23 protein-coding genes are annotated in these 23,777 nt (G+C 38.7%); 11 read left to right on the top strand and 12 right to left on the bottom strand.

Annotated features, from left to right (window positions below; genetic code table 11):
* Positions 1 to 74 precede the first annotated feature (74 nt).
* Positions 75 to 608, top strand: a complete 534-nt coding sequence (locus F908_RS14075; RefSeq protein ID WP_005163240.1) for a DUF2726 domain-containing protein — start codon at positions 75 to 77, stop codon at positions 606 to 608.
* 4 nt (positions 609 to 612) lie between these two features.
* Here the strand turns inward: F908_RS14075 and F908_RS14070 are convergent, their stop codons facing one another.
* The 9 genes from F908_RS14070 to mdtD all read right to left on the bottom strand — a co-directional run bounded on the left by F908_RS14070 (position 613) and on the right by mdtD (position 9,012).
* Positions 613 to 966, bottom strand: coding sequence for a RidA family protein (locus F908_RS14070; protein WP_004659495.1), 354 nt, complete (start codon positions 964 to 966; stop codon positions 613 to 615).
* Positions 967 to 1,041: 75 nt separating this feature from the next.
* Positions 1,042 to 1,245 carry a hypothetical protein gene (locus F908_RS14065; protein WP_005163235.1) on the bottom strand — a complete coding sequence of 68 codons (204 nt, stop codon included), beginning with the start codon at positions 1,243 to 1,245 and terminating at the stop codon, positions 1,042 to 1,044.
* Positions 1,246 to 1,307: 62 nt separating this feature from the next.
* Positions 1,308 to 2,726 (bottom strand): cell envelope integrity protein CreD, encoded by a 1,419-nt coding sequence (gene creD / locus F908_RS14060; protein WP_005163234.1) that lies wholly within the window; start codon positions 2,724 to 2,726, stop codon positions 1,308 to 1,310.
* 75 nt (positions 2,727 to 2,801) lie between these two features.
* On the bottom strand, positions 2,802 to 4,268 hold the full coding sequence (creC, locus tag F908_RS14055) for a two-component system sensor histidine kinase CreC (RefSeq protein WP_005163232.1): 1,467 nt from the start codon (positions 4,266 to 4,268) through the stop codon (positions 2,802 to 2,804).
* 19 nt (positions 4,269 to 4,287) lie between these two features.
* Positions 4,288 to 4,587 carry a hypothetical protein gene (locus F908_RS14050; protein WP_005163230.1) on the bottom strand — a complete coding sequence of 100 codons (300 nt, stop codon included), beginning with the start codon at positions 4,585 to 4,587 and terminating at the stop codon, positions 4,288 to 4,290.
* 38 nt (positions 4,588 to 4,625) lie between these two features.
* Positions 4,626 to 5,342, bottom strand: a complete 717-nt coding sequence (gene creB, locus F908_RS14045) for a two-component system response regulator CreB (RefSeq protein WP_171063598.1) — start codon at positions 5,340 to 5,342, stop codon at positions 4,626 to 4,628.
* A 296-nt stretch (positions 5,343 to 5,638) separates the two neighbouring features.
* Complete coding sequence (dinB, locus tag F908_RS14040) at positions 5,639 to 6,694, bottom strand: DNA polymerase IV (protein ID WP_171063597.1); 1,056 nt, start codon at positions 6,692 to 6,694, stop codon at positions 5,639 to 5,641.
* Position 6,695: 1 nt separating this feature from the next.
* On the bottom strand, positions 6,696 to 7,457 hold the full coding sequence (locus tag F908_RS14035; RefSeq protein ID WP_005163222.1) for a glycoside hydrolase family 25 protein: 762 nt from the start codon (positions 7,455 to 7,457) through the stop codon (positions 6,696 to 6,698).
* 157 nt (positions 7,458 to 7,614) lie between these two features.
* Complete coding sequence (gene mdtD, locus F908_RS14030; RefSeq protein ID WP_005163220.1) at positions 7,615 to 9,012, bottom strand: multidrug transporter subunit MdtD; 1,398 nt, start codon at positions 9,010 to 9,012, stop codon at positions 7,615 to 7,617.
* Positions 9,013 to 9,175: 163 nt separating this feature from the next.
* Here mdtD and F908_RS14025 point away from each other — a divergent pair, with 163 nt between their 5' ends.
* Positions 9,176 to 11,020, top strand: coding sequence for a choice-of-anchor I family protein (locus F908_RS14025; RefSeq protein ID WP_034602821.1), 1,845 nt, complete (start codon positions 9,176 to 9,178; stop codon positions 11,018 to 11,020).
* Positions 11,021 to 11,075: 55 nt separating this feature from the next.
* Here the strand turns inward: F908_RS14025 and F908_RS14020 are convergent, their stop codons facing one another.
* The gene (locus F908_RS14020; RefSeq protein WP_005163217.1) at positions 11,076 to 11,702 is read right to left on the bottom strand and encodes an LOG family protein; all 627 of its coding nucleotides are present in this window, start codon (positions 11,700 to 11,702) and stop codon (positions 11,076 to 11,078) included.
* Between the two features lie 326 nt (positions 11,703 to 12,028).
* Between F908_RS14020 and F908_RS14015 the strand changes: the two genes are divergently transcribed.
* From F908_RS14015 to F908_RS13985, 7 genes are all read left to right on the top strand, one after another.
* Complete coding sequence (locus F908_RS14015; RefSeq protein ID WP_005163216.1) at positions 12,029 to 13,612, top strand: TerC family protein; 1,584 nt, start codon at positions 12,029 to 12,031, stop codon at positions 13,610 to 13,612.
* An 84-nt stretch (positions 13,613 to 13,696) separates the two neighbouring features.
* Entirely contained in the window at positions 13,697 to 14,179 is a 483-nt protein-coding gene (locus tag F908_RS14010; protein WP_005163214.1) for a YchJ family protein, read from the top strand.
* 52 nt (positions 14,180 to 14,231) lie between these two features.
* Complete coding sequence (locus tag F908_RS14005) at positions 14,232 to 14,876, top strand: trimeric intracellular cation channel family protein (protein ID WP_005163204.1); 645 nt, start codon at positions 14,232 to 14,234, stop codon at positions 14,874 to 14,876.
* A gap of 217 nt (positions 14,877 to 15,093) precedes the next feature.
* On the top strand, positions 15,094 to 15,396 hold the full coding sequence (locus F908_RS14000; protein ID WP_005163201.1) for a helix-turn-helix domain-containing protein: 303 nt from the start codon (positions 15,094 to 15,096) through the stop codon (positions 15,394 to 15,396).
* A gap of 54 nt (positions 15,397 to 15,450) precedes the next feature.
* Positions 15,451 to 16,239, top strand: coding sequence for a GIY-YIG nuclease family protein (locus F908_RS13995; RefSeq protein WP_155756608.1), 789 nt, complete (start codon positions 15,451 to 15,453; stop codon positions 16,237 to 16,239).
* A 176-nt stretch (positions 16,240 to 16,415) separates the two neighbouring features.
* Positions 16,416 to 18,635: a DNA topoisomerase IV subunit A gene (gene parC / locus F908_RS13990; protein WP_005163198.1), complete on the top strand. Its 2,220-nt coding sequence runs from the start codon at positions 16,416 to 16,418 to the stop codon at positions 18,633 to 18,635.
* A 156-nt stretch (positions 18,636 to 18,791) separates the two neighbouring features.
* Complete coding sequence (locus F908_RS13985; RefSeq protein ID WP_005163196.1) at positions 18,792 to 20,471, top strand: long-chain-fatty-acid--CoA ligase; 1,680 nt, start codon at positions 18,792 to 18,794, stop codon at positions 20,469 to 20,471.
* An 83-nt stretch (positions 20,472 to 20,554) separates the two neighbouring features.
* On the opposite strand, the gene F908_RS13980 is transcribed toward F908_RS13985, so the two are convergent.
* Complete coding sequence (locus F908_RS13980) at positions 20,555 to 20,947, bottom strand: hypothetical protein (protein ID WP_005163195.1); 393 nt, start codon at positions 20,945 to 20,947, stop codon at positions 20,555 to 20,557.
* 151 nt (positions 20,948 to 21,098) lie between these two features.
* Between F908_RS13980 and F908_RS13975 the strand changes: the two genes are divergently transcribed.
* Positions 21,099 to 21,497: an MAPEG family protein gene (locus tag F908_RS13975; RefSeq protein ID WP_004680785.1), complete on the top strand. Its 399-nt coding sequence runs from the start codon at positions 21,099 to 21,101 to the stop codon at positions 21,495 to 21,497.
* Positions 21,498 to 21,613: 116 nt separating this feature from the next.
* Entirely contained in the window at positions 21,614 to 22,141 is a 528-nt protein-coding gene (ppa, locus tag F908_RS13970) for an inorganic diphosphatase (protein ID WP_005163193.1), read from the top strand.
* A gap of 101 nt (positions 22,142 to 22,242) precedes the next feature.
* Here the strand turns inward: ppa and F908_RS13965 are convergent, their stop codons facing one another.
* Positions 22,243 to 23,568: an OprD family outer membrane porin gene (locus tag F908_RS13965; protein ID WP_005163190.1), complete on the bottom strand. Its 1,326-nt coding sequence runs from the start codon at positions 23,566 to 23,568 to the stop codon at positions 22,243 to 22,245.
* Positions 23,569 to 23,777: the final 209 nt, after the last annotated feature.

Below are 23,777 nucleotides of genomic sequence, written 5' to 3'. Positions count from 1 at the left end.
CTATCGTTGTTACTGATTAAAAAAATGGCTCAAAGCCAAAATGATTATAAAAAATCTAAAGGGATTCGTTAGAAATGTATTATTTCATAACAATAGTTGGATTGCTGTTGATTACAGCACTTGTGTTTCGACGTCTACATCCTAATCGGCGTCAAGATAGTCCATTAAAACGCCGTGGTATTCTCAATATTTCTGAGCAAATTACCTTGATGCGTTTACAAGCTGTATTACCTCGTCATACGATTTTGGCGCATGTTTCTTTTGATGCGCTATTAACGACAAAATTTGCACATACGCGTCGTAAGTATCAAGGTTTAGTTGCTGATTTTGTCGTACTTGATCAGCAACATCAAGTGCTTGCAATTATTGAGATTGCAGACGAGTCATATGTGAATCGTCTACATCAAAAGCATTATCAAGACAGCTTATTAGAATTAGCGGGTTATCGAGTATTGCGCTATAGCAGTATTCCAACGGAGCAAGAGTTACGTGAGAACTTAGTTCCTGATCTACTTGAACCGATCATGCCTGTTTCAATCACAGCAACCACAATGCCGCAAACGGAACGAGTTATGAAATATAATGTTCTAGCAGCAAAATCATCTTAATTGATTATGGACGTACTGCTGTCACGGTCATTTCAACCAAAACATCTGGTGTATACAGTTTAGACTCTACGCAGGTACGTGCTGGGGGATGACCTTCAGCAATCCATGCATCCCAAACCGCATTCATTGCTGCATAATCTTGTTCAATGTCTTTTAGAAAAATAAGGACAGATAAAATATGCGTTTTGTCTGTACCTGCTTCTGCGAGTAAACGATCGATATTATCTAAAGTTTGTTGTGTCTGTGCAGTAACATCGACACTGGTATCATCTGCCAGTTGACCTGCCAAATGAACTAGATTTCCTGAAATTGCGACTTCGCAATAACGTGAAGTGACATGCAGTCTTTGCACAGTCATAAAGAATTACCTAATGAAAATGGATAGCTAGAATTGTACTTGATGCCATGCAACTGCAATGTAATTTTCTATAAATCAGGCGAAAAAAGTTTCTATTTCCATTAAGTTACGATGTTTGAAAATCAAAATGCAGCGTTGTTGTGGGCAAATAATAATATTTCCCAGATTCAAAAACTGGATTTTGGCTTGTCGTAATTGATTCAGACAGCTTGCAATCGAGCTATGTAAAGGACATAGCTGTTTAAGTTGCTTTAACGCTAAATAAGTCGTTTGGTACATGGTTTTATTCCTATTAATATGATTTAGGACTTGGGCGAAATGAGAGTTACGCCCAACTCGATTTATATGGTTTGTTGTTCTGATTGATACCAATTGACATGACGAGTAATAAACATGACGCAGGCGATAAGAATGAAGGAAAGAATAGAACCGAATAAGAAGGTTTTACCGCTAGATTGCAGAAGTAGATACATCATGCCGTATAGCGTACTCAGCAAAAGACCAAATAGGAATGCTGCTTTATAACTTTGAACAACAAAGTACAAATACCATGTAATTAAACTGATACAGGCAACTACAGCGACTAGATAAGCCCATGCAAAAGCATAATATTCGCTGATTGAAAGTAATAAAACAAAGAACACACCTTGTGCCATAGCGACTAACGCATATTGGACAGGGTGAATTTTAAGGCTTTTTAAGACCTCGAATAAGAAGAAGCACCCAAAGGTAATAATAATGATCATGATGCCGTATTTAATGGCACGATCAGTTTGGGTATAGATATTGACGGGTTCTAAAAACTGAGTAGAAATCCCTGAGATATTCGATAACGTGGTTGTAGCGTAGGATGTTACATTATCAGCAGCACGTGCTTCGAGTGCCGCCGTTGCAGCGCCTGAATTATTTAACACATCATAAATGCATTGGCTGTTTTCACACTTCGAAACACTGTCTAAATTACGCTTACCTAGAGCGATATTTTTCCAATCAGCTGAAAATTCTTGTTTCTTGCTGGACTTCTTAAACGGTAGACTTTGCCCATCATATTTGATATCACCCCAATTGCCTGTTGCGTGATAGGTCATTTCATAACTGGTTGGAATAAAGCGAAATTCACTCAGCCCTTCTAGTTTGAATTGCAGACTAAATAGAAATCCTTGTTGAAATTTTTGGATTAACTCAGGATATTGCTTTGCTGTGATATGCATCAAATCAAAGCCTTGCTGACCTTGGCTTTGTTCAGCAAAATCGAATTTATAGGCTTTGCCATCAACATTAAACATGGGTTTGGCATTTAACCCGCGTGCATCCTGAATTGGGAAAATAATTTCAGCCTGATCCCAAAGATAGTTGCGTTGAGATTCATTGCCGACCGCTTTAAATATTCCTTTACCAGACATCGTATTTTGATAGCTGATGGCTTTATAAATATTACGCTTGTAAGTGCTGTCTGATACGTCAAATTGTGCTGTCCAGTCTGTTGTTTCTGCCCCTAAACTAATAAAAACGGTTTGAGTACAATCATAGGTCTTCTTTTCTTCATTGGTACATGTGGTTTGAACTTGATAAGGAAGTTTTAAGTAAGGTGCAATGACTTGTTGTGGTCGAATTTGTTCATTGGCAATATCACGAATCACTTGTTGTTGGTAGCTTTGACGTTCCGTCACCAAGTTGGAAATAAAGAAAAGACCAATATAAAAAACCAAAATCAGGAACAGAATTGCTGCTATTTTCAGATAAATAAAATTACGGCGCATGGTGGAATCCATTGTCATTGTGATATGACAAGTATTCCGAATCGAGATGCACTTCCGATGAGTTCCGCTTGAAGCTTATGTGAAGTTTGTATGAAGTATCAGTGTAACTAGGACACCAGAACGATGATTTTCTAAGAAATCGAGAGCGTTAGCTGAGATATTTTGAATGCTAATTTTGCCCTGATGTTGTTGAATAATTTGCTGCACGATACTAAGACCAATTCCAGTACTTCGTTGTTGATTATGCGGACGTGCTAGCGAAAAATAAGTCTCAAAGACCCGAGCGAGTGCATAGTTAGGAATCGCTTCAGCTTCATTAAACAAGGAAATTTCAATACTATTCGTAACGCTATGCTGTTTCAATCGAACTGCAATCAAACCTTGTTCAGGGCAGAAATCTCTCGCATTATCCAATAGATTATTGAGTGCTTGTTTTAACCAAAATGGATCAGCATAGATTGAGCAATGCTCAGGAAGATCAAGTTGCACCTGTATTTTTTTACGCTGTAACGCGCTTTGTTGTTGCTGAAAACATTGTTGAATCAGCGTGCTTAGGTCGAGCATTTGAAATTCTAAAACATGCTGATTTTTTTCAAGTCGTGTCAGTAATAGCATGCGTTCGATTAAGGATTGTAGACGCTGACCTTGTTGCACAATATGGGTTGCAAATTGCTGTTGATCTTCTAAAGGTAAATCATCCTGTAATAATTCTGCACTGGCTTGGATTGCAGTCAGTGGACTTTTCAACTCATGAGTGAGCGTATTGACATAGTTTTCAACATAGGCTCGATCTTCCAATTTTTCCCGCATGTCACTGAGCGCTTGGGTCACTTGATTCAGCTCTTTGGCTGAATAGAAAAACGGTGCTTGATTCACAGGCGCAAGTGCTTGGGCGTAACGCCGTACTTTATCAATGCTATGTTTAAGCCAATAAGCAACCATACTGGCAAGTAATAAGCTGAGCGCTGCAATCCACAAGGCTTGATGAATGAGTTGTTGCTCGGCACGTTCAATATAGGGCTGTACGGATTGATTCGGTTTCCCGATACTCACCACACCGAGCAATTGTTGTTTATAGATAATCGGTGCAGCAATGTGCATGACGCTGCTACTTCGATCATTAGGATTGGTGGCGGTAGAGCGTGCGCCGTACTTGCCACGTAGCGTTAGGTAGACATCATTCCATCTAGAATAATCTTGTCCAACCGCTTTCCCTTCGGAATCATAAATGACGATACCATGCTGATCGGTAATATAAAGCTGTTGGTTAATTTGATCTTTTTTATGTTGCCAAATCGTTGCATCAAGTTGACGTGATAATGCAGCTTGAATCTTCTGATCAAACTCTAGGGTATTTACTTGTTGTTGATGTACATCTTCGGCAATGAGTTGCGCAATAATATTGGCATTTTCCGCGAGCGTGTCTTCGACCACTTGTCGTACATTGGGTTTGACTTGTTGGGTGAGGGTATAGGCAATAAAGCTGAGACTCAGTACCACCACCAAGCTAAAGAAAAACCAAATGCGGATAAAGATGGACATATTATGATGACATCAAAATTTAGGATATGAAGGGAAGTGTTATTTTCTTTGCTTCAATCTCGAATAGATCACCTGATTGTATTTCAATGATTATTCGTGAATGACCATTTTCTAAAATAGAGAAATCTAAAATTTGATTGATAGAGATACTTTTACCCCATTCATTGTGATTAGCAATATGAAAGTTTTTAAATTTTTCAGCAATGAGTGTGACATCTTCAGATTGATTATTTCTGAGCTGAACTTTCAGATTTGATTGAATCCAATCTATATGAATGGAGATAAGTGACCAATCATGCATATCAATCTTTTCTTTCATTCTAGTATTGTCTGTATTTGCAGTATTGAAACCGTATTTTAAGCCTGTACCAAACTATACCCAAACCCTCGATGCGTTCGAATAGGATCATCGGGGGTAATTTGTTTAAGTTTTTGCCTTAGACTTTTGATATGAGTATCCACTGTCCGTTCTAAACTATGCTCAGGATGTTCCCAAATATGATCCATGAGTTGCTGACGACTAAACACTTGTTCTGGATGTTGAATTAGTAAAAACAACAAACGATATTCATATCGCGTCAGTTGCAGCATTTGCCCATGATATTGAATTTGTAGCGATTGTGGATTGCACGTCCACGTAGCAGATTGCAAAGTAATTTCTGTTGGTGTGATGGGTGGTTGTGATGGAATATTTTGCGTTTGTACTTCCATTCTACGCCAAATGGCTTTAATTCGTGCCACAATTTCTCGTGCGCTAAAGGGCTTAGTACAATAATCATCAGCACCGATTTCTAAACCGACAACCCGATCAATTTCATCATCGCGAGCAGTTAAAAATAATAAAGGTGTTTGATATTTTTGACGCAGTTGTTTGCAGACTTCAAAACCATTGAGATCAGGTAAACCTACATCTAAAATAATAAAATCAAAAGTCTGTTGAGAGAGTAATTCGAGTGCTTGCATTCCTGTATTTGCCCAACTGACACTCCAACCTTCACGTTCAAGTGCATAACGCAGTGGTAATACAATGGCAGCTTCATCTTCAATACAGAGAATTTGTTTTTGATTCATAATAATCAGTAATCAATATTTTCTAATTTTATGATGTAAGTTTAACTGAAGTCTGGATCGAGAGAACTAATGTTGAGAATTTTTATAAAAGATAAATAAGAAAAGGACACCTGAAGTGCCCTGTAATATTCGGATTTGATCGTCACGCTAACCACAGGAGCAAATGCTAAAAGCGAGGATTTCTTTAGCAAGGGCAAGCAACAAGGATAATGTTACCGCGCCGCCTAGAGTACTGAAAACCGCATAAAAAGCAAACATAAATTTTAGTTTGGGATATGCTTTTGTGTAAAAAAACGCCACTACCATAAAGAAAGTTGAGATTCTTGTTGCATGGGCTGTAATTGATAGACACCAACACCGACTAAACGGAATTGAAAAGTGGGGTCAATATGCATTTCATTCAGTAGTTGAAAGATGACTTGTGTTAAGTCCTGTTCAGATTGTAGCGCTTGTTTGAAACTTTTACTGTGTTGTAAAACCTGAAAATTTTTAAGTTTAAGTTTTACATTGACTCCCCGAGCAGTTAATTGTTTTTTATTCAGACTACGCCACACTTGCCCAGCTAGGGGCTGCCAAGTGTGATGACATTCTTCAAGTGTATAATCATCATCAAAAGTGATCTCTTTTGATATTTGTTGGCGCTCCCGTTCTGCTTTTACAGGGCGATGATCAATCCCTTGAGCATATAAATACAGTTGTTTTCCGTATTTGCCAAAATGATGAATAAGTATATTTTCTTCTATTTTTTGTAGATCACCAAGCGTATGTAAATTCAGCTGACTTAATTTTTCTTGAGTGACTTTACCGACCCCTGGAATTTTATTGAGCGCTAAATCCTGAATAAAATTGAGTACCTGATGAGGTTTTATCACAAATAAACCGTTAGGTTTGTTCCAATCAGAGGCAATTTTTGCCAAAAATTTATTGGGAGCTACACCAGCGGACGCAGTGAGTCCTGTCACCGCAAAAATATCAGCACGAATGTGTGCAGCGACTTCAGTCGCACTCGGAATGTTTTTTAGATTCTCAGTCACGTCTAAATAAGCTTCATCTAATGATAGCGGTTCAATTAGAGGGGTGTATTGTTGGAAAATCTGATGAATTTGTGCTGAAACTTCACGATATTTTTCAAAATTAGGCTCAATCACGATAACCTGTGGGCAGAGTTTTTTGGCTTGTCCCATCGACATCGCCGAGCGTAGGCCAAATACGCGAGCGGGGTAGGATGCTGCAGCAATTACAGCACGAGGGTGATGTGAAGAAATCACCACAGGTAAGCCGTTGAGATCAGGGCGTTCTCTGAGTTCAACCGATGCATAAAAGGCATCCATATCAATGTGGATGATTTTGCGCAGTTCACTTGGCATCTACGATGCCTTGTTGTTTTAAAAAGATTCGCCACTGTTTCGGTGACTCTGCATATACGTTCAGATCAACAGGTTTGGGAATCCCATCTATCTTTCCACTTTGACTATGTTGCCAAAAGAGCCATTTTCGTCCATCTTTGAGTTCAGGTTTACCCTCATAATCCCTCACCCATAATGGGGTATTGCTAAAATTACTCATCAAGACAATGTGGTAAAAAGTCTTGGAAATATAAAAAATAGGTTGTTTGCCATAATGTTTGTGTAGTTGATCATTCATGATCTGAATTTCTTTGAGTAGCTGCTCTTTGGTATAGGTATTAATGCAATTACTGTCATATTCAAGATCAATCACAGGTGGTAAGGCATCTGCTTTCTTTGGCACAGTAGCGATAAAATTTTCAGCCTGAACGGTGCCATCACGGCAGAGACGGTAGAAATGATACGCACCGACATGTAAACCTCTTTCACGTGCTTTGAGCCAATTCTGCTGAAAATTTTGATCTTTGAAATCGCCACCTTCGGTGGCTTTGAGATACACGAATTGGTATTGCATCGGAGAGATCTTTTTCCAGTTAATCTCACCTTGATGATGTGATACATCAAATCCACGGATTGAATAGTTTTGTGCTACGGCTTTTTGTTGATAGAACAATCCAAAATAACTGACGATACCGAGCATCACTGTTAAAGCAATACTAGTCAGTGCTGGATAATGCTGAGAGAGTGGATACTTCGGTATTTTCTTTGCCATAATGAGATTTTGTACTATGCAATATCGAGTTGAGTGCTAGATTTACAGTATTCGTTATGCAGCGATTGTACTCGGTTTAGCTTTTAGATTGATCATCTGATGGCTCAATTGTTCCACAAATTTACATGATGTATTGAGAGTAATCCTAGACATTCTCTTATGGAGACTCATCCGTAGTTTCTTTTGGGATCTGCCAAAAGATGATTGCAGTAATGATGTTAATACAACCCAGTGTAATTAATGTGGCATGGAAAGCACTGCTCATTGATGTCGTTGAAAGGTGCTGACTGAATAGATTAATCAATGTGCCTGCCATTGCGACCCCAATACTCATAGACAGCATCATTATCATTGATAAGAAACTATTACCGCTGCTGGCATCGTGTTGTGGCAAGTCCTTGAGAGTGAGCGTATTCATGCCTACAAACTGTAGCGAATTTAATGTGCCAAAAATAAACAAGTGTAAGACTTTCAACCACAGTGGAGTCACTGCTGTCATGAATGAGAAGCTCGCAATACATAATCCGACCAAGATGGTATTGGTGAGTAGAAAACGACGATATCCTACACGTTGAATTAATGGACGGATAATGGGTTTCGAAAATAATGAACCCAAGACCAATGGAATCATCATTAATCCTGTAATGAAAGGTTCAAAGCCAAAGACGACTTGCAACATCAAAGGTAAAATAAAAGGAATAGCATTACTGCCTAAACGCGCAAAGAAATTACCTAATACACCGATCGAGAAGATTTTGTAACGGAATAGACGCCCATGAAATAATGCATTTTGATGGGTGTGCGCATGATAGGCATAGCTAACCGTGGCAATTATACCAATCAACAATAAGCTGATACTCACAAGATTTGAATATTGTGAGGAGGCCATATTTTCAATGCCTAAGGATAAACCGACCATCGCGCCCATTAATAAGATAAAACCGCTGAAATCGAAAGTTTTCACCGTCGGCTCTTTTTGATTGGGCATGATCTTAAATGTCATGATCATACCGATAATACCCATCGGAAGATTAATCAAAAAAATCCAATGCCATGTTGCGACTTCAACTAACCAACCGCCTAATGTAGGTCCAATCAGTGGACCGATTAGCCCTGCCAAACTCATGAGACTCATGGCTGAAAGAAATTGGGAGCGTGGAATTAGCTTTAATAAAGCCAAACGGCCTACAGGCATCAGTAATGCACCGCCGGCTCCTTGAATGACACGGAAAAACAGGAGTTGTTCTAGATTTTGAGATAAGCCACATCCCAATGATGCCAAGCTGAAAATCACCATAGAGCTGAGATAAATATTACGAATCCCAAAACGATCGGCTAACCAACCACTCAAGGGAATACAGGCTGCAACAGATAATACATAGGCGACAATCACACTATGCATTTGTAATGGATTCTCATTCAGTTGAATCGCCATGCCTGGTATTGCAGTATTCACGATGGTGGTGTCTAAGGCTTGCATAAAAAAGCCAATCGAAACCAATATGACCAACCATCGAAATTCGGGCTGTACAGCTTGGTGTGTTGTCGTGGTCATGAGTTCTGACACATAAGAAATCGGTTCTAGTTTAATGCAAGCCTATTGGAAATAAAGACCAAAATTGTCAAAGAGTGGTCATGGAACTGACATTAAAGTGTCATCGAACTTGCATCTCAAATCACTAAATTAACCATACAAAATAAGGGTATGGAATTTGATGATGAAATTTAAGATTTCAGTTTTATTGACAACATTGTTGTCTGTCGGGTTGGTTGCCTGTAATGAGAATGATAACGCTACGAACTCAACAGAGGTTGTAGAAGCAACGCCTGAAACAATGAAGTTAAGTCTGTTAGGGCGTTATGAAACCAAGGTGTTTGTTAAAAGTGCAGCTGAGATTCCTGCGTATGATGCGGCAAGTAAACGCTTATTTGTAGTCAATGCACAAAAAGGTTTAGTCGATGTTTTAGATGCATCTAAACCAGCACAGCCTGTACACATTGCAGAGCTTTCAGCACGAACTTATTTAGCAAATTCTGAAGTAAATAGTGTTGCTGTGAAAAATGGCATTGTTGCGATTGCAGTACAAGCTGAGAATAAAACGGATACCGGAATGGTGGTGTTTTTTAATGCCAAAGATCTCAGTTTTATTAGCAAAGTGAGTGTAGGTGCTTTACCTGATATGCTGACTTTTAGTCCAGATGCTAAAACGGTTTTAGTCGCAAATGAAGCAGAACCGAATGATGATTATTCGGTTGATCCTGAAGGTTCGATCAGCATTATTGATATCAGCAATATCCAACAACCTAAAGCCAGTGTGGCAGGTTTTAGTGCATGGAATAATCAAAAGTCAGATTTATTAGCCAAAGGAGTACGTATCTTTGGTCCAAATGCCAGCGTTGCTCAAGATTTAGAACCTGAATATATAACCATTTCAGCAGATAGCAAAACCGCTTGGGTCACGTTACAAGAAAATAATGCAATTGCGAGAATAGATATCGCACAACAGAAAGTCACCGATATTTATCCATTAGGCTATAAAGAGCATAGTTTGGTTGAGAATGCTTTAGATTTGAGTGATCGGGATTGTGATCCAAAAACGGATTGTAATGGTGATGGTGTTATTGATACCAAAGATAAAGATAAGGGAATTATCAATATCAAACCTTGGGAAGGTTTAGTGGGGATGTATCAACCAGATTCGATTGCGAACTATCAGGTGAATGGACAAACTTATTTGGTGACTGCCAATGAAGGGGATTCACGAGCTTGGTTAAAAGATGCTGAGGCATATTTTGGTGGTGATACCAGTAAGGGCTTTGTAGAAGAAATTCGCGTTAAAGATCTGTTTAAGAGTAGTGGTTTTACCAATAAAGTCAAAGATGAGTATCCAGCGCATTTACAGAAAATCGCTGTAGGCGTAAAAGGTGCACGATTAAATGCATCAACTTTTGGTTATTGTGGCGCAACGGCAACAGATGCAAAAGGCTGTCGTGAAGATGGTCAATTAGGTCGTTTAAAAGTGACGTGGACCAAAGGATACCAAATGAATCAAGACGGTACACCAAAACTGGATGCAGATGGTTATCTGGTTTATGACAAACTCTATGCCTATGGTGCACGTTCATTTAGTATCTGGAATACCCAAGGTCAACTTGTTTGGGATTCGGGCAGCGAATTTGAAAAGAAAATAGCAGAGTTATTCCCTAAATACTTTAATAGTGATCATGAAGAAGTCACTTTTGATAAGCGAAGTGCTGCCAAAGGTCCAGAACCAGAAGGTATTACTGTGGGGACAATCGGGAAGAAAACCTTTGCTTTTATTGGTTTGGAACGTATGAGTGGCGTCATGGCGTATGACATCACCACGCCGAATAAACCTAAGTTTATTGAATATTTTACTACCCGTAACTTTGTAGAAACAGATATTGCGCAGCAGGGTGATTTAGGACCTGAGGGGTTGATCTTTGTCTCAGCAAAAGACTCCCCAAATGGCAAGCCATTACTGGTGGTTGGTAATGAAGTCAGTGGTTCAACGGCTGTTTACCAAGTTAATCTTCAATAAACTCTTGGCATAAAAAAAACGGATCAATTTGATCCGTTTTTTTATGTTGAGTATTTTAGACTTCGATACGTGTAGGACTATTCAAATTTTTAATTACATTGGTAATTTGTTCAAGCGAATCACAAATAATCACTTTGGCACGATGTTGAGGAGGTAAAAATCCCTCTTCAACTGCATGATCTAGTTGAGCAATCAAGGCATCATAAAAACGATTAACATTATAAATAATCATCGGTTTTTGGTGCTGATTGAGTTGGCCCCAAGTCGCTATTTCTAAAATCTCTTCAAAAGTACCCAAACCACCAGGTAAAGCAATAAAAGCACTGGCACGTTCTGCCATCAATGCTTTACGTTCATGCATGGTTTCAACAATATGAAGCTCTGTTAATTTACTGTGTGCAATTTCATAGTCCAACATAAACTCAGGAATTACACCGACTACTTCACCGCTATGTTCGAGTACAGTATCTGCAACTTGACCCATTAAGCCAATACTTGCCCCGCCATAGACAATTCCAAGACCTTGATTCGCGATGTGTTGAGCAAGTTCGATGGCTTTATCTCGATAAATGGGTTTGTTACCTGTACGAGAACCGCAATATAAAGCAATAAGGGATTGGGTGGTTTTTTTGGGAGTAGAAGAAATGGTTTTTTTATCTGTCATTCTAAATACACTATTCATTCGGTTTATTTTCACCTTATCATTTTCATTGTGCTTGTCTAGGTTAAATGACTTTTATGACAGTTTTATGCACACTTTACGTACAAAACAATATCATGAATTTTAGAAAAAATTTGAAAACAACAAGCACATAAAAAAGATGAATTTCACTGCAATCTTGCCTATACTGAAAATCCTTTTATTAATTTATGTACCTCTATGAGTAGTGGTTGTTGTCGCTCCGCTTTGTTCTTATTTCCTAAAAAAAATGTTTTGGCTATTTGTGCTGACCTTTTAAAATTTCAACTACATAACGATATTGCTGATTTTGCAGAGGAGTCACATCAATGATTTTTGAATGGATGTCTGATCCTGCTGCATGGGTTGGTTTAGCCACATTGGTGGTGCTTGAAATCGTCCTAGGTATTGATAACCTAGTATTTATTGCAATCTTGGCAGAAAAACTACCACCAGAACAACGTAATGCTGCTCGTAGAGTTGGTTTGATTCTCGCCTTAATTATGCGTCTAGGATTGCTTGCTGCAATTGCATGGGTTGTGACTCTAACTGAACCACTATTCCATATTTTTGACCATGCCTTTTCTGGTCGTGACCTGATTTTGCTGTTTGGTGGTGTGTTCTTACTCTTCAAAGGGACGATGGAGTTACATGAAAGAATCGAGGGTCACCAAACACTGAAAGAAGAAAATCCTGTACATGCGACTTTTTGGATGGTGATTGTTCAGATTGTAGTTTTGGATGCCGTCTTTTCTTTAGATAGTGTGATTACTGCGGTTGGCATGGTGAAGCATCAAAGTGTCATGATGCTAGCAATGATTATCGCTGTTGGTATTATGCTTTGGGCATCCAAACCGCTGATGGATTTTGTGAATAAGCATCCAACAGTGGTGATTCTGTGTCTTGGCTTCCTGATGATGATCGGTTTCTCATTAGTGGTTGAAGGCTTTGGTTTCCATATTCCGAAAGGTTACTTGTACGCTGCGATTGGTTTCTCTGTCTTAGTGGAAATCGTGAATCAGACCATGCGTCGTAATCAAGAGAAATTGGTGACGACGACTGATTTACGTTATCGCACAGCTTCTGCCGTTTTGCGTATGTTGGGCAGTAAAGGTAATGGTAATGAAGGTCAAAATAAAGAAGCCGAAGATGTTTTAGCGACTCAAGCCTATGCCAAAGAAGTGTTTGACGAAGATAATGGCGTCTATCACAGCGTATTGGTACAGGGTGTTTTAGGCTTATCTGAGCGTCCTGTGAAATCTGTGATGACGCCGCGTCCTGAATTAGAATGGTTAGATTTAGATGCTGATCCGGCAGAGTTGAAAGAACGTTTAATGGCAATGACCCATTCGCGGTTGATTATTGCGCGTGGTGAATTAGACAATATTGAAGGTGTTGTTTTAACGCATAAAGTGTTGAATGAATATATTGAAACAGGTGCAATTGATTTCAGTAAACACTTACGTGAGCCTGTGATTGTGCATGAAAATGCACAAGTATTAATGGTGATGGAGCAGTTACGTCAGGCTCCATTACAAATTGCCATCGTTTTAAATGAGTACGGTTCTATCGAGGGAATTGCAACGCCGATAGATGTACTAGAGGCGATTGCGGGTGAATTCCCTGATGAAGATGAGCTGGAAGCAGCGGCAGAAAGTCTTGATGATGGTTCGATGTTGCTGGAAGGTTCAACTGACATTCGCCATGTATCACTGTTATTAGGTAAAGATCTGGTTGATGAAAGTGAAGAATATTCAACTTTATCTGGTTATGTGTTATTCCATTTAGGTCGTTTACCTGAAAATGGGGAAATGGTTGAAGCTGATGGCTATCGCTTTGAAGTTGTTACAATGGATGGGCACAAAATTGAAAAAGTGCGTATTATTGCCAAAGAAAAGTTAGCCGATACATAATTAAGTTTGTTTTAAATAGCCTCTGAGTTTTACGATCGTGATTACGGTCGTTTTGCTCAAGGCTATTTTTATTTGAGTATTGAAATGACATTGACAGAGAATTGCCCATGTGGAAGTGGGCTATATGTAACATGTTGCCAACCTTTGCATTTGAAACAACAATTTGCTCAAAATGCAGAGCAATTAATGCGTTCGCGTTACAGTGCTTTTGCTTTACAACAGATTGATTATATTTTGGAAACCACCGCTTTGGGGCAGCAAGCCGCTTTGGATCGAGATGCGATTGCAGATTGGAGTCAATCCAATCAGTGGCTAAAATTAGAAGTCGTGCAGCACCAGCCAAAACTGGATAAAACCCATGCCTTGGTCGAGTTCAAAGCTCATTATTGTGATAAAAATCAGGGTGACAAACAGGCGCATATTCATCATGAAATTTCACATTTTGTTTTGCATCAGCAGCACTGGTATTTTCTTGATCCAACCTTGGATCTGCAAATCACCATGAAACAACCCTGTATTTGCGGTTCAGGGAAAAAATTTAAACAATGTTGTGCACAATTCATCTAAGTTTGTCTTAAAATAGCGCACACTTTGATGCCTGATTTAGGGATGTCGGCAGATGTTACTCACCGTGATTTATATTATTGCCATTACTGCGGAAGCGATGACAGGGGCGTTATCAGCAGGACGACGTAGTATGGACTGGTTTGGGGTAACACTGATTGCTTGTGTGACTGCTTTAGGTGGTGGTTCTGTTCGAGATGTTTTACTAGGCCATTATCCTTTAACGTGGGTCAAACATCCTGAATATTTGGTTCTGACTTGTTGTGCAGCGTTTGTCACCATTATTATCGCCAAATGGATGAAGCATTTACGCAGTGTATTCTTATTGCTCGATGCCATGGGTTTAATTGGTTTTACGATTATTGGTTGTCAAATTGCATTATCGATGGGGCATGGTTTTGTAGTTTCTGCCGTGGCAGGCGTGTTAACGGGAGTTTCAGGCGGTATCCTACGAGATATTCTCTGTAATGATGTGCCTTTGGTGTTCCGCCGTGAGTTGTATGCCAGTATTTCCTTCGTTGCAGTCATCTGCTATTGGGTGTGTTTGGAAATTGGTTTACCTCATGATTTGACTGTGATTTTTACTTTAGTATTTGGTTTTACCTTGCGTGTAATCGCAATTTATTTTGGTTTGCAAATGCCGAAATTTATTTATAAAGAAGATGATGCTGAGTCTGCTTCTTCAACAGATGAGCATTAAAATGAATAATGATGCACTTAAGCAATTAAGACAGCAGATCAAGATTCTTAGTGATTCTTTTAGTCAAAATTAAAATAAGAGTGCTTTTTCTACAATTATTTGTATAGATTAATTACTTATGTTTTATGCGCCATAATTTGACGTCTTGATCTTTATCCTTATATTTTTATAAATTTAAGCACTTTATACTTTAAAAAAATATAGGGTCGATAGATAAATGTCTAAAAATTTAGAAGTCAAAATAATTTCACCTAATCACCCTGAATTTAAGGATTTATTGGAGGAAGGGGAACTTGGATTGGGGAACAATCCGATAGAATGTGTACTTCGTAATATTTCTTATCCAGATGTGAAAAAAGTGCGAGAAAAGACCTATTTATCCCAAGAGGAGTTCGCTGCACGTTTACATATAGATATGAAAAAGCTTCAAAATTGGGAAAGTCGAAAGCGATCTCCAACGGGTTCAGTGTTGCTTTTACTTCGTATCTTAGATATTCAACCTGACTTAATTTTTAAGTAATCATATTTTATAGAAAAGAGAACAATAGTGAACCATTTGACATTTAAAAGCTTAATGAAATTAATTGAAAATAGCCCTTTAGATGAAAATAGTAGAGTTAAGTATGTTCGCCATAAGGATAAGAAACGATTCTTAGAGCTTTCTGAACATATTGTTCCTAATATTTCAGAGTTAGAGGGTTATCAAAGTGAACAGCGTAAAGATGTATTTAAAAATTTAGATTACATTATTTCTTTTATTGGTTTTGAGGGGCGAAAGTCCTTATTTTGGGGGGTATTTAAAGTCCATAGTGGGAGATATAACCCAGAGAAAGATCAGTATGAGTATGATCTTGAAGAAATGCCTCAATTTAATGCGCTAAAATTTAGATTAGTTATTGATTGGGGGGATGCAGAAAGGTCATGGCATCAACATTATCATAATGCAGATAAAAAAGTAATAGAGTTATATTCTGATCAACCTATGGAAAAGTTTCCAGGATATGAACATATCCATTTGTCATGGAATCAGTTGAAATATGTCATTGATAAAGAATCATGGAAAATTGCTTTACAAAATCAAAAAGCTGTTTATCTCATTACCGATATTTCTAATGGAAAAATGTATGTAGGGTCAGCATATGGTGAAAATATGCTTTTAAATAGATGGCAAAATTATATCAAAAGTGGGCATGGTGGAAATATTCAGTTAGAAAAACTGAGTCGAGAATATATTGAAAAGAATTTTAAATTTTCTATTTTAGATATTTTTAAATCAACAACTGATGACCAAGTCATATTAAATCGAGAAAGTTGGTGGAAGAATACATTACTTACGAGAACATTTGGTTATAACGCTAATTAATTAAAAGAATAGTGAGTATCAAAGCGATACTCACCATAGAAAGTGATAGATCAAGTTATCTTCTATACAAAGACACCATTTGACGTTTAAACAACAACAAGGGGTTGTCACAAGCCATTCATCCACATAGCATACAAAGCATTGACGATAACAATGATTTTGGATGACTTGCTGAAATGACCAGCCTTGCACATCATGCAACCGAAAACCGCTCCGTAGCCGAATTCACAGAACAAGCTTACTTAAATTATGCCATGTACGTGATTATGGATCGTGCATTGCCGCATATCAGCGATGGTTTAAAACCTGTACAACGCCGTATTGTCTATGCAATGAGTGAGCTGGGCTTGAAGTCAACAGGCAAGCCGAAGAAGTCAGCCCGTACTGTTGGCGATGTACTTGGTAAATATCATCCGCATGGTGACTCAGCCTGTTATGAAGCGATGGTATTGATGGCACAGCCATTCAGCTACCGTTATCCATTGATTGAAGGTCAAGGCAACTGGGGTTCACCTGATGACCCTAAGTCATTTGCTGCAATGCGTTATACCGAAGCCAAATTGTCTGCTTATAGTGAATTATTACTGACTGAGCTTGGGCAAGGAACGAGTGAATGGCAAGATAACTTTGATGGTTCGATGAAAGAACCGATTACTTTGCCTGCAAGGATTCCCAATATCCTACTGAACGGTACGACGGGCATTGCAGTGGGGATGGCAACTGATATTCCACCGCATAACTTACGTGAAGTGGTCAAAGGTACGATTGCGCTGATTCGTAACCCTGAAACCACTGATGAAAAATTAGCAGAATATATTCCAGCACCCGATTTACCGACCAAAGCTGAAATTATTACGCCACCAGAAGAATTACTGAAAATCCAAACTACAGGGCGTGGTAGCTATCGTGCGCGTGCAGTGTATACGGTTGAAAAAAATGAGATTGTGATTACTGAGCTACCTTATCAAGTTTCAGGTTCAAAAGTCGTCACGCAAATTGCAGATCAAATGATTGCGAAAAAGTTGCCTTTGGTGGCAGACATTCGTGATGAATCAGATCATAAAAATCCAACACGTTTAGTCATTGTATTGCGTTCTAATCGTGTAGATGCTGAAACGGTGATGAGCCATTTATTTGCGACCACTGATTTAGAATCCAGCTATCGCGTTAATTTGAATATGATTGGTGCAGATGGTCGTCCTCAAGTCAAATCGATTCGCCGTATTTTGTTGGAATGGATTGAGATTCGTAAGCAAACCGTAACACGACGTCTACAATACCATTTAACTAAAATCGAAAAGCGTTTGCATATCTTGGCAGGCCTTTTAATTGCTTATTTAGATATTGATACCGTGATTCGGATTATTCGTGAAGAAGATCAACCAAAACCTGTTTTGATGCAGCACTTTGGGATTGATGATATTCAGGCTGAGGCAATTTTGGAGCTCAAGCTTCGTCATTTGGCTAAACTTGAAGAAATGGAAATCCGACGTGAACAAGAAGAACTGGAAGCAAAAGCAGCGATTATTCGCGAGCAACTTGCAAATCCTGAATCATTGAAAAATTTAATTATTGGTGAGTTAAAAGAAGACGCGAAAAAGTTCGGTGATGATCGTCGTTCACCGATTGTGACACGTGCAGATGCGGTACAAATCAAAGAGCAAGATTTAATGCCTGCGGAAACAGTAACTGTGGTCTTGTCAGAAGCAGGCTGGGTGAGAGCCGCTAAAGGTGGTGACGTTGATGCAGCAAATCTAAATTTCCGTGCAGGTGATCAATATTTGAGTCATGCAGTTGGGAAAACCAATCAGAGAGTCTACTTTTTAGATGAAACAGGGCGGAGTTATGCGCTGCCGATTAGTAGTCTCCCTTCTGCACGTGGTTTAGGCGAGCCATTGAGCTCAAAGCTTGCACCAGCCAGCGGCGTGTCATTTATTCAAGTATTTGTTGATGAGGACAGTAATGAGTTACTTGCTGTCAGTTCAAACGGATATGGATTTAAAACGCAAGCGGCGCAGTTAGATACCAATGCGAAAGCAGGTAAAGCCTTTTTGACAGTTGCAGACAATGCAACCGCTTTACCTTTATTGCCAATTCAACAAGCCACACATGTTGCAATTCTCAGTTCATCAGGGCGCTTATTGATCATAGATTTGGCTGAATTACCTGTTCTGAATAAAGGTAAAGGTAACAAGTTGATACAACTTGATGAAAAAGAGCAAATTTTATCCATGACAACACTGAGTTTAGATGAAATAATCCAAGTCGCTGCAGGACAACAACACCTAAAACTGAAAGGGGACGATCTCCAAAAATATATAGGAAAAAGAGCAACAAAGGGGCAACTTTTACCACGGGGATATCAAAAAGCAAATAGACTCCTCATTCAGAGATAAGGCTAGTATTCTGTGATAAAAATACGTTATATATGACAAGGTATTCATATTATTTGAATAGATTGACAGGGCAATTCCAAAAGTTAAAAAAAAGTTTTGTCATGGAAAGTAACGTCGTTACATTTTTAAGGATTACTACTCGGAGATAATGGCATTATGGAAAAAATTTGGTTTGCAGAATACCAAAAGACAGGAATCCCAGAAACAGTTGCGCTGCCTGCTGAAAACACCTCACTTGTTGATATTTTTGAACGCAATTTCCAAAAATTCGGTTCACGTGATGCCTTTATCTTCATGGATAAAGTTTTAACGTATAATGAATTAGAAGTCGCCAGCCGTAAATTTGCCACCTACCTGCAAGGTCTGGGCTTGAAAAAAGGATCGCGCGTTGCGGTGATGATGCCGAACGTATTCCAGTATCCAGTAGTTGCTCTAGGTGTATTCCGTGCAGGCTTAGTATTGGTCAATGTAAACCCACTTTATACTTCACGTGAGCTTGAGCATCAGTTAAATGACTCTGGGGCAGAAGCTCTTGTAATCATCGAAAACTTTGCTAGTGTTTATCAAAGCATTATTGGTAAAACACCAGTGAAGCATGTTGTGGTTGCTTCTGTCGGTGACATGCTCGGTACACTGAAAGGTACGATTGTAAACTTCGTTTTACGTAAAGTACGTAAACAAATTCCAGCATGGAATATTCCTGGCCACGTTAAATTTAATGCAGCGTTAGGTAAAGTAAATCCAAGCAATTATAAACGCCCAAGTTTGACCTTAAGCGATACTGCTGTACTGCAATATACAGGTGGTACGACAGGTGTTTCTAAAGGTGCTGAGTTAACACACCGTAACTTGGTTTCTAACCTATTACAATGTGATGGTATTTTCTCAAGTAAATTTGGCACAGGTGACGGTTCTAAAGATGATCGTATCGTGTGTGCGTTACCGCTTTATCACATCTTTGCATTCATGGTGTGCGCGCTTTACGGTATGTATAAAGGTCAAGCGAATATCTTGATTCCGAACCCACGTGACCTACCAGCAGTCGTTGGCGAATTACGTAAATACCAACCTTCTTTCTTCCCAGCAGTAAACACCTTGTTTAATGCCTTAGTGAATAACGAAGAATTCAAACAGCTTGACCATAGCAAATTGAAGATGGCAATGGGTGGTGGTATGGCGGTATTGCCATCGACTGCTGAAGCGTGGAAAAAAGTAACAGGCACCATCATCATTGAAGGTTATGGCTTGTCTGAGACTTCACCAGTTGCAACAGCAAACCCTCCTGCAACGACTGAGTTTAGCGGCACGATTGGTATCCCATTACCATTGACTGAAGTTGCTTTACTTGATGATGATGGTAACGAAGTGGCATTTGGTGAGCAGGGTGAAATTTCGATTCGTGGCCCACAGGTAATGAAAGGCTACTGGAATCGTCCTGATGAAACTGAGAAAGTCATGACCAAAGACGGTTTCTTCCGTACGGGTGATGTTGGTGTCATGGATTCACGCGGTTATTTCAAAATTGTAGACCGTAAAAAAGATATGATCTTGGTTTCAGGCTTTAACGTTTACCCGAGTGAAATTGAAGAAGTGATTGCGAAGCATCCAAAAGTATTGGAAGTTGCTGCGATTGGTGTGCCAGATGAAAAATCAGGTGAAGTGCCTAAATTATTCATCGTGAAAAAAGATCCTTCATTAACAACTGAAGAAATTATTGCTTATGCAAAACAAAACTTAACAGGCTATAAATGCCCACGTTATGTTGAGTTTATGGATGATCTACCAAAATCGAACGTAGGTAAGATCTTACGTAAAGATTTACGTAAACCAGCTTAAGAATCCCACTTAGTCTCCGTTTAAAATAAGGGAGCTATTGGAAATAAAAAACGCCACAATTGTGGCGTTTTTTTTATTTGGGCTTATTGAGTATTATTTGATTTCATCAACCAACGATCAATATAAGGCCGTCCAATCCCAACAATGCCGACAAATACAAGCATGGTCGCAAGTTGAAAACGTAAGCGAATTGGGTCAATTCCATTAAAGCTGAAGTAATTGTCCGCAAAAACGTAGAGAACAACTATCGTTAGCCAGTGCCAAAGAGTGAAACGCTGAATCCCCACCGCATAAAAGGCAATGGTTAGCACCACAAAAGTTCCCAATGTAGACTGCCAGTTTAAGTTGGCACAAATCACGCTGAGTAGAAATGCGATGATGGGCAACACTACTTTCAGCGCGCGGTCAACTAAAAGCTGATGCTGCCGTTGTTTGGCAAGGACATCAAACATTTCTTTTTCATTTTGAGGTTGCATAACTTGACCTTAAAACAGTATGAAAAAAACAGAACTTTTACACAAAGAAAATATTTAAAGGAAACACTTGGCGAACAAGCACAAATGAAAATTCAATAGATTATGAGTTATGATAGCATGATCAGCAGAACTTCAAATGATGGATGTGAGCATGCAAGGTATTAGCGGCATTATATTGATGATTATCATCGCATGTTTGTTGCCGTATGTTTTTACCCTGATTGCAAAAGCAAAAGGTGGTTTTCAGGCAAAGGATAACCAGAATCCGCGTGAATTTTTGGCGAAAACGACAGGTCTAGCCGCCAGAGCCAATGCAGTACAACAGAATAGTTTTGAAAGTCTACCCTTATTTATCGCTGCAATTTTAATGGCCGAATATATGGTTGTGCCTGAGAAATTTATTCTGAGCTTAGGCTGGGCATATATCGTATTGCGCATTATTTATGGAATATGTTATTTGGCCAATCTAGCGACCTTGCGCTCAATCATCTGGTTTTTTTCAATATTTTGTCCAATTTTATTGTTTGTGATTACGATTAAAGTGACCTAAATTGATGTTGAGTATAAAATTCTTTAACGCTCAGCATATCTAGCATCATTTTTATGGTATTCACGCTATAATCTGTCGGATTTACATCTAAGTTCACAAGATAAAAGAGTGTTGATATGAGTTATAGCAATATTCCTGCGGGTAAAGACGCACCAAATGACATCTATGTCATCATTGAAATTCCTGCAAACGCAGCGCCAATCAAATACGAAATCGATAAAGATTCTGATGCGTTGTTTGTAGACCGTTTCATGGGCACAGCAATGTTCTACCCAGCAAACTACGGTTATGTACCAAATACATTGTCTGAAGATGGCGATCCATTAGACGTACTTGTTGTAACTCCACATCCTGTTGCTGCGGGTTCTGTGATTCGTTGCCGTCCAGTGGGCAAACTGAATATGGAAGATGATGGTGGTATCGATGCGAAACTGATCGCTGTGCCACACGAGAAATTATCTCCATTGTATAAAGATGTTCAGGAATATACCGATCTTCCACCGCTGTTGATCAGTCAAGTTGAGCATTTCTTCCAGCATTACAAAGATTTAGAACCAGGTAAATGGGTAAAAATCAGTGGTTGGGAAAATGCTGATGTTGCAAAAGCTGAAGTGTTGAAAGCAATCGAAGCTGCTAAAAAATAATTTTGAAAAAATAAAGCCAGATTTTATCACCCTAAAATCAGGCTCATAAAAAACCGCCATTCAATTGAATGGCGGTTTTTTATGAATTGATCTAAAGTGAATTAGAACAGTTTCACAGGAATATCAAGGAATAAACGCCATTCATTGGTTGAGCCAATGACATTGCTGACATATTGACCAGAAACATTATTATAGGTATCACTTGAACGTAAGTAAGAATAGCGAACACGTAGGCTTGCATCTTTCAATGCACCTGTTTGAACTGTATATTTGACTTGGTTAAAGAACTCATGTTCTTCGGCTTGGTCAATGATTTTTGAGCGATCTGTTATTTTAGCGATATCAATATCCCAACCATAGACAAATGCAGTTGTCCAGTTTAGACCAGGTAAACCGTGATTTTTGAAGTTGTAGTTATATTGTAGCCCGACAGATTTTTCATCATTGCCATTAAAGTCACCTAAATAGGAATTAGGCACATAGATACTTTGTAAACCATCAGCATTATAGCCATAGTCATATCCAGTATTACCTGTGTTATCTTGATAAGAAAGCATGACATTATGTACATCTTTGCCATAGCCCACTGAAACAGCCCAAATCGAGTTTTTACGGTTTGCTAGATCATCTGTGGTATGTGAATCAGTGAGCGCATCTTTATCCCATTTTGTATGATAACCCATGGCATCAAGTGTTAAGGTACTCTTGTCTTTTAAGCTTTGGGTAAAGTTTACATTGGCATAATGACGTTCTAGCTTATCTTGAACATCTAAGCCATAATACGATGAATTGAGTTGATCATTAAATTTATATTTAGCACCCCAAACTACTGCACGATCAAGCCCTTGACCTGTCACATCTTTATCGGTACTAATTTGGTTTGACATTTGGTTTTTTGTGAACTTACCTGCAACCACATTTAGATTTGGAATTTCATTACTTTCAACGAAAACACCTGTGTAATACTCAGGTACTAAACGGGCTTGATTACTTGCCATGACAGGAAGTGTTGATACCTGTGTACCATAAGTCACGGTTGTGTTGGAAATACGTGCTTTCACATTGGCACCACCACGAGCCCAATGATCATAAGCAAATCCACGATCATCTACAGGAATCATTTGATTACCCGTATTATTATTCGCACCAAGCTTGAAAGATGCATCACCTACTACGCCAACACCAAAGCCAATAATACCCTTTGTAAAACCTGATTGAAGATCAAAAATGGCAGTTTGCGCTGTTGAGCTTGTATCATTTGTTAAACCGTCTTTTTTATCACGATTGAAAAAGCCTGTGCGGAACAATACTGAACCATTTGCATCCTCAACAAAACCTTTTGCTTCGCTTTGTTCGCTTGCGTATGTTGAGGAGATCAATGCGGCATTAATCAAAACCGCCAATATAAGTTTCTGTGCCTTTGGCATAGGTAGCCTCATAATAAATAAGATCAATTTCGGTCAGAATCGAAATTTTGACCAATTGTATAAGTTATGCATAAAAAAGATAGATTTTTATTAAAATATTTTAATTAAATTTACACAAAATTCAGCTAACATTTTATGATTTAATTATCGTTTAAAATTAAATCATATTTAAATTAATATATTGATTTTTATTAATATATTGTTTTATT

The organism is Acinetobacter sp. NIPH 284, from assembly GCF_000369425.1.
Classification (GTDB): domain Bacteria; phylum Pseudomonadota; class Gammaproteobacteria; order Pseudomonadales; family Moraxellaceae; genus Acinetobacter.
The sequence above is the reverse complement of the archived record's forward strand: the minus strand, read 5'-3'. Positions and strand labels throughout refer to the sequence as shown.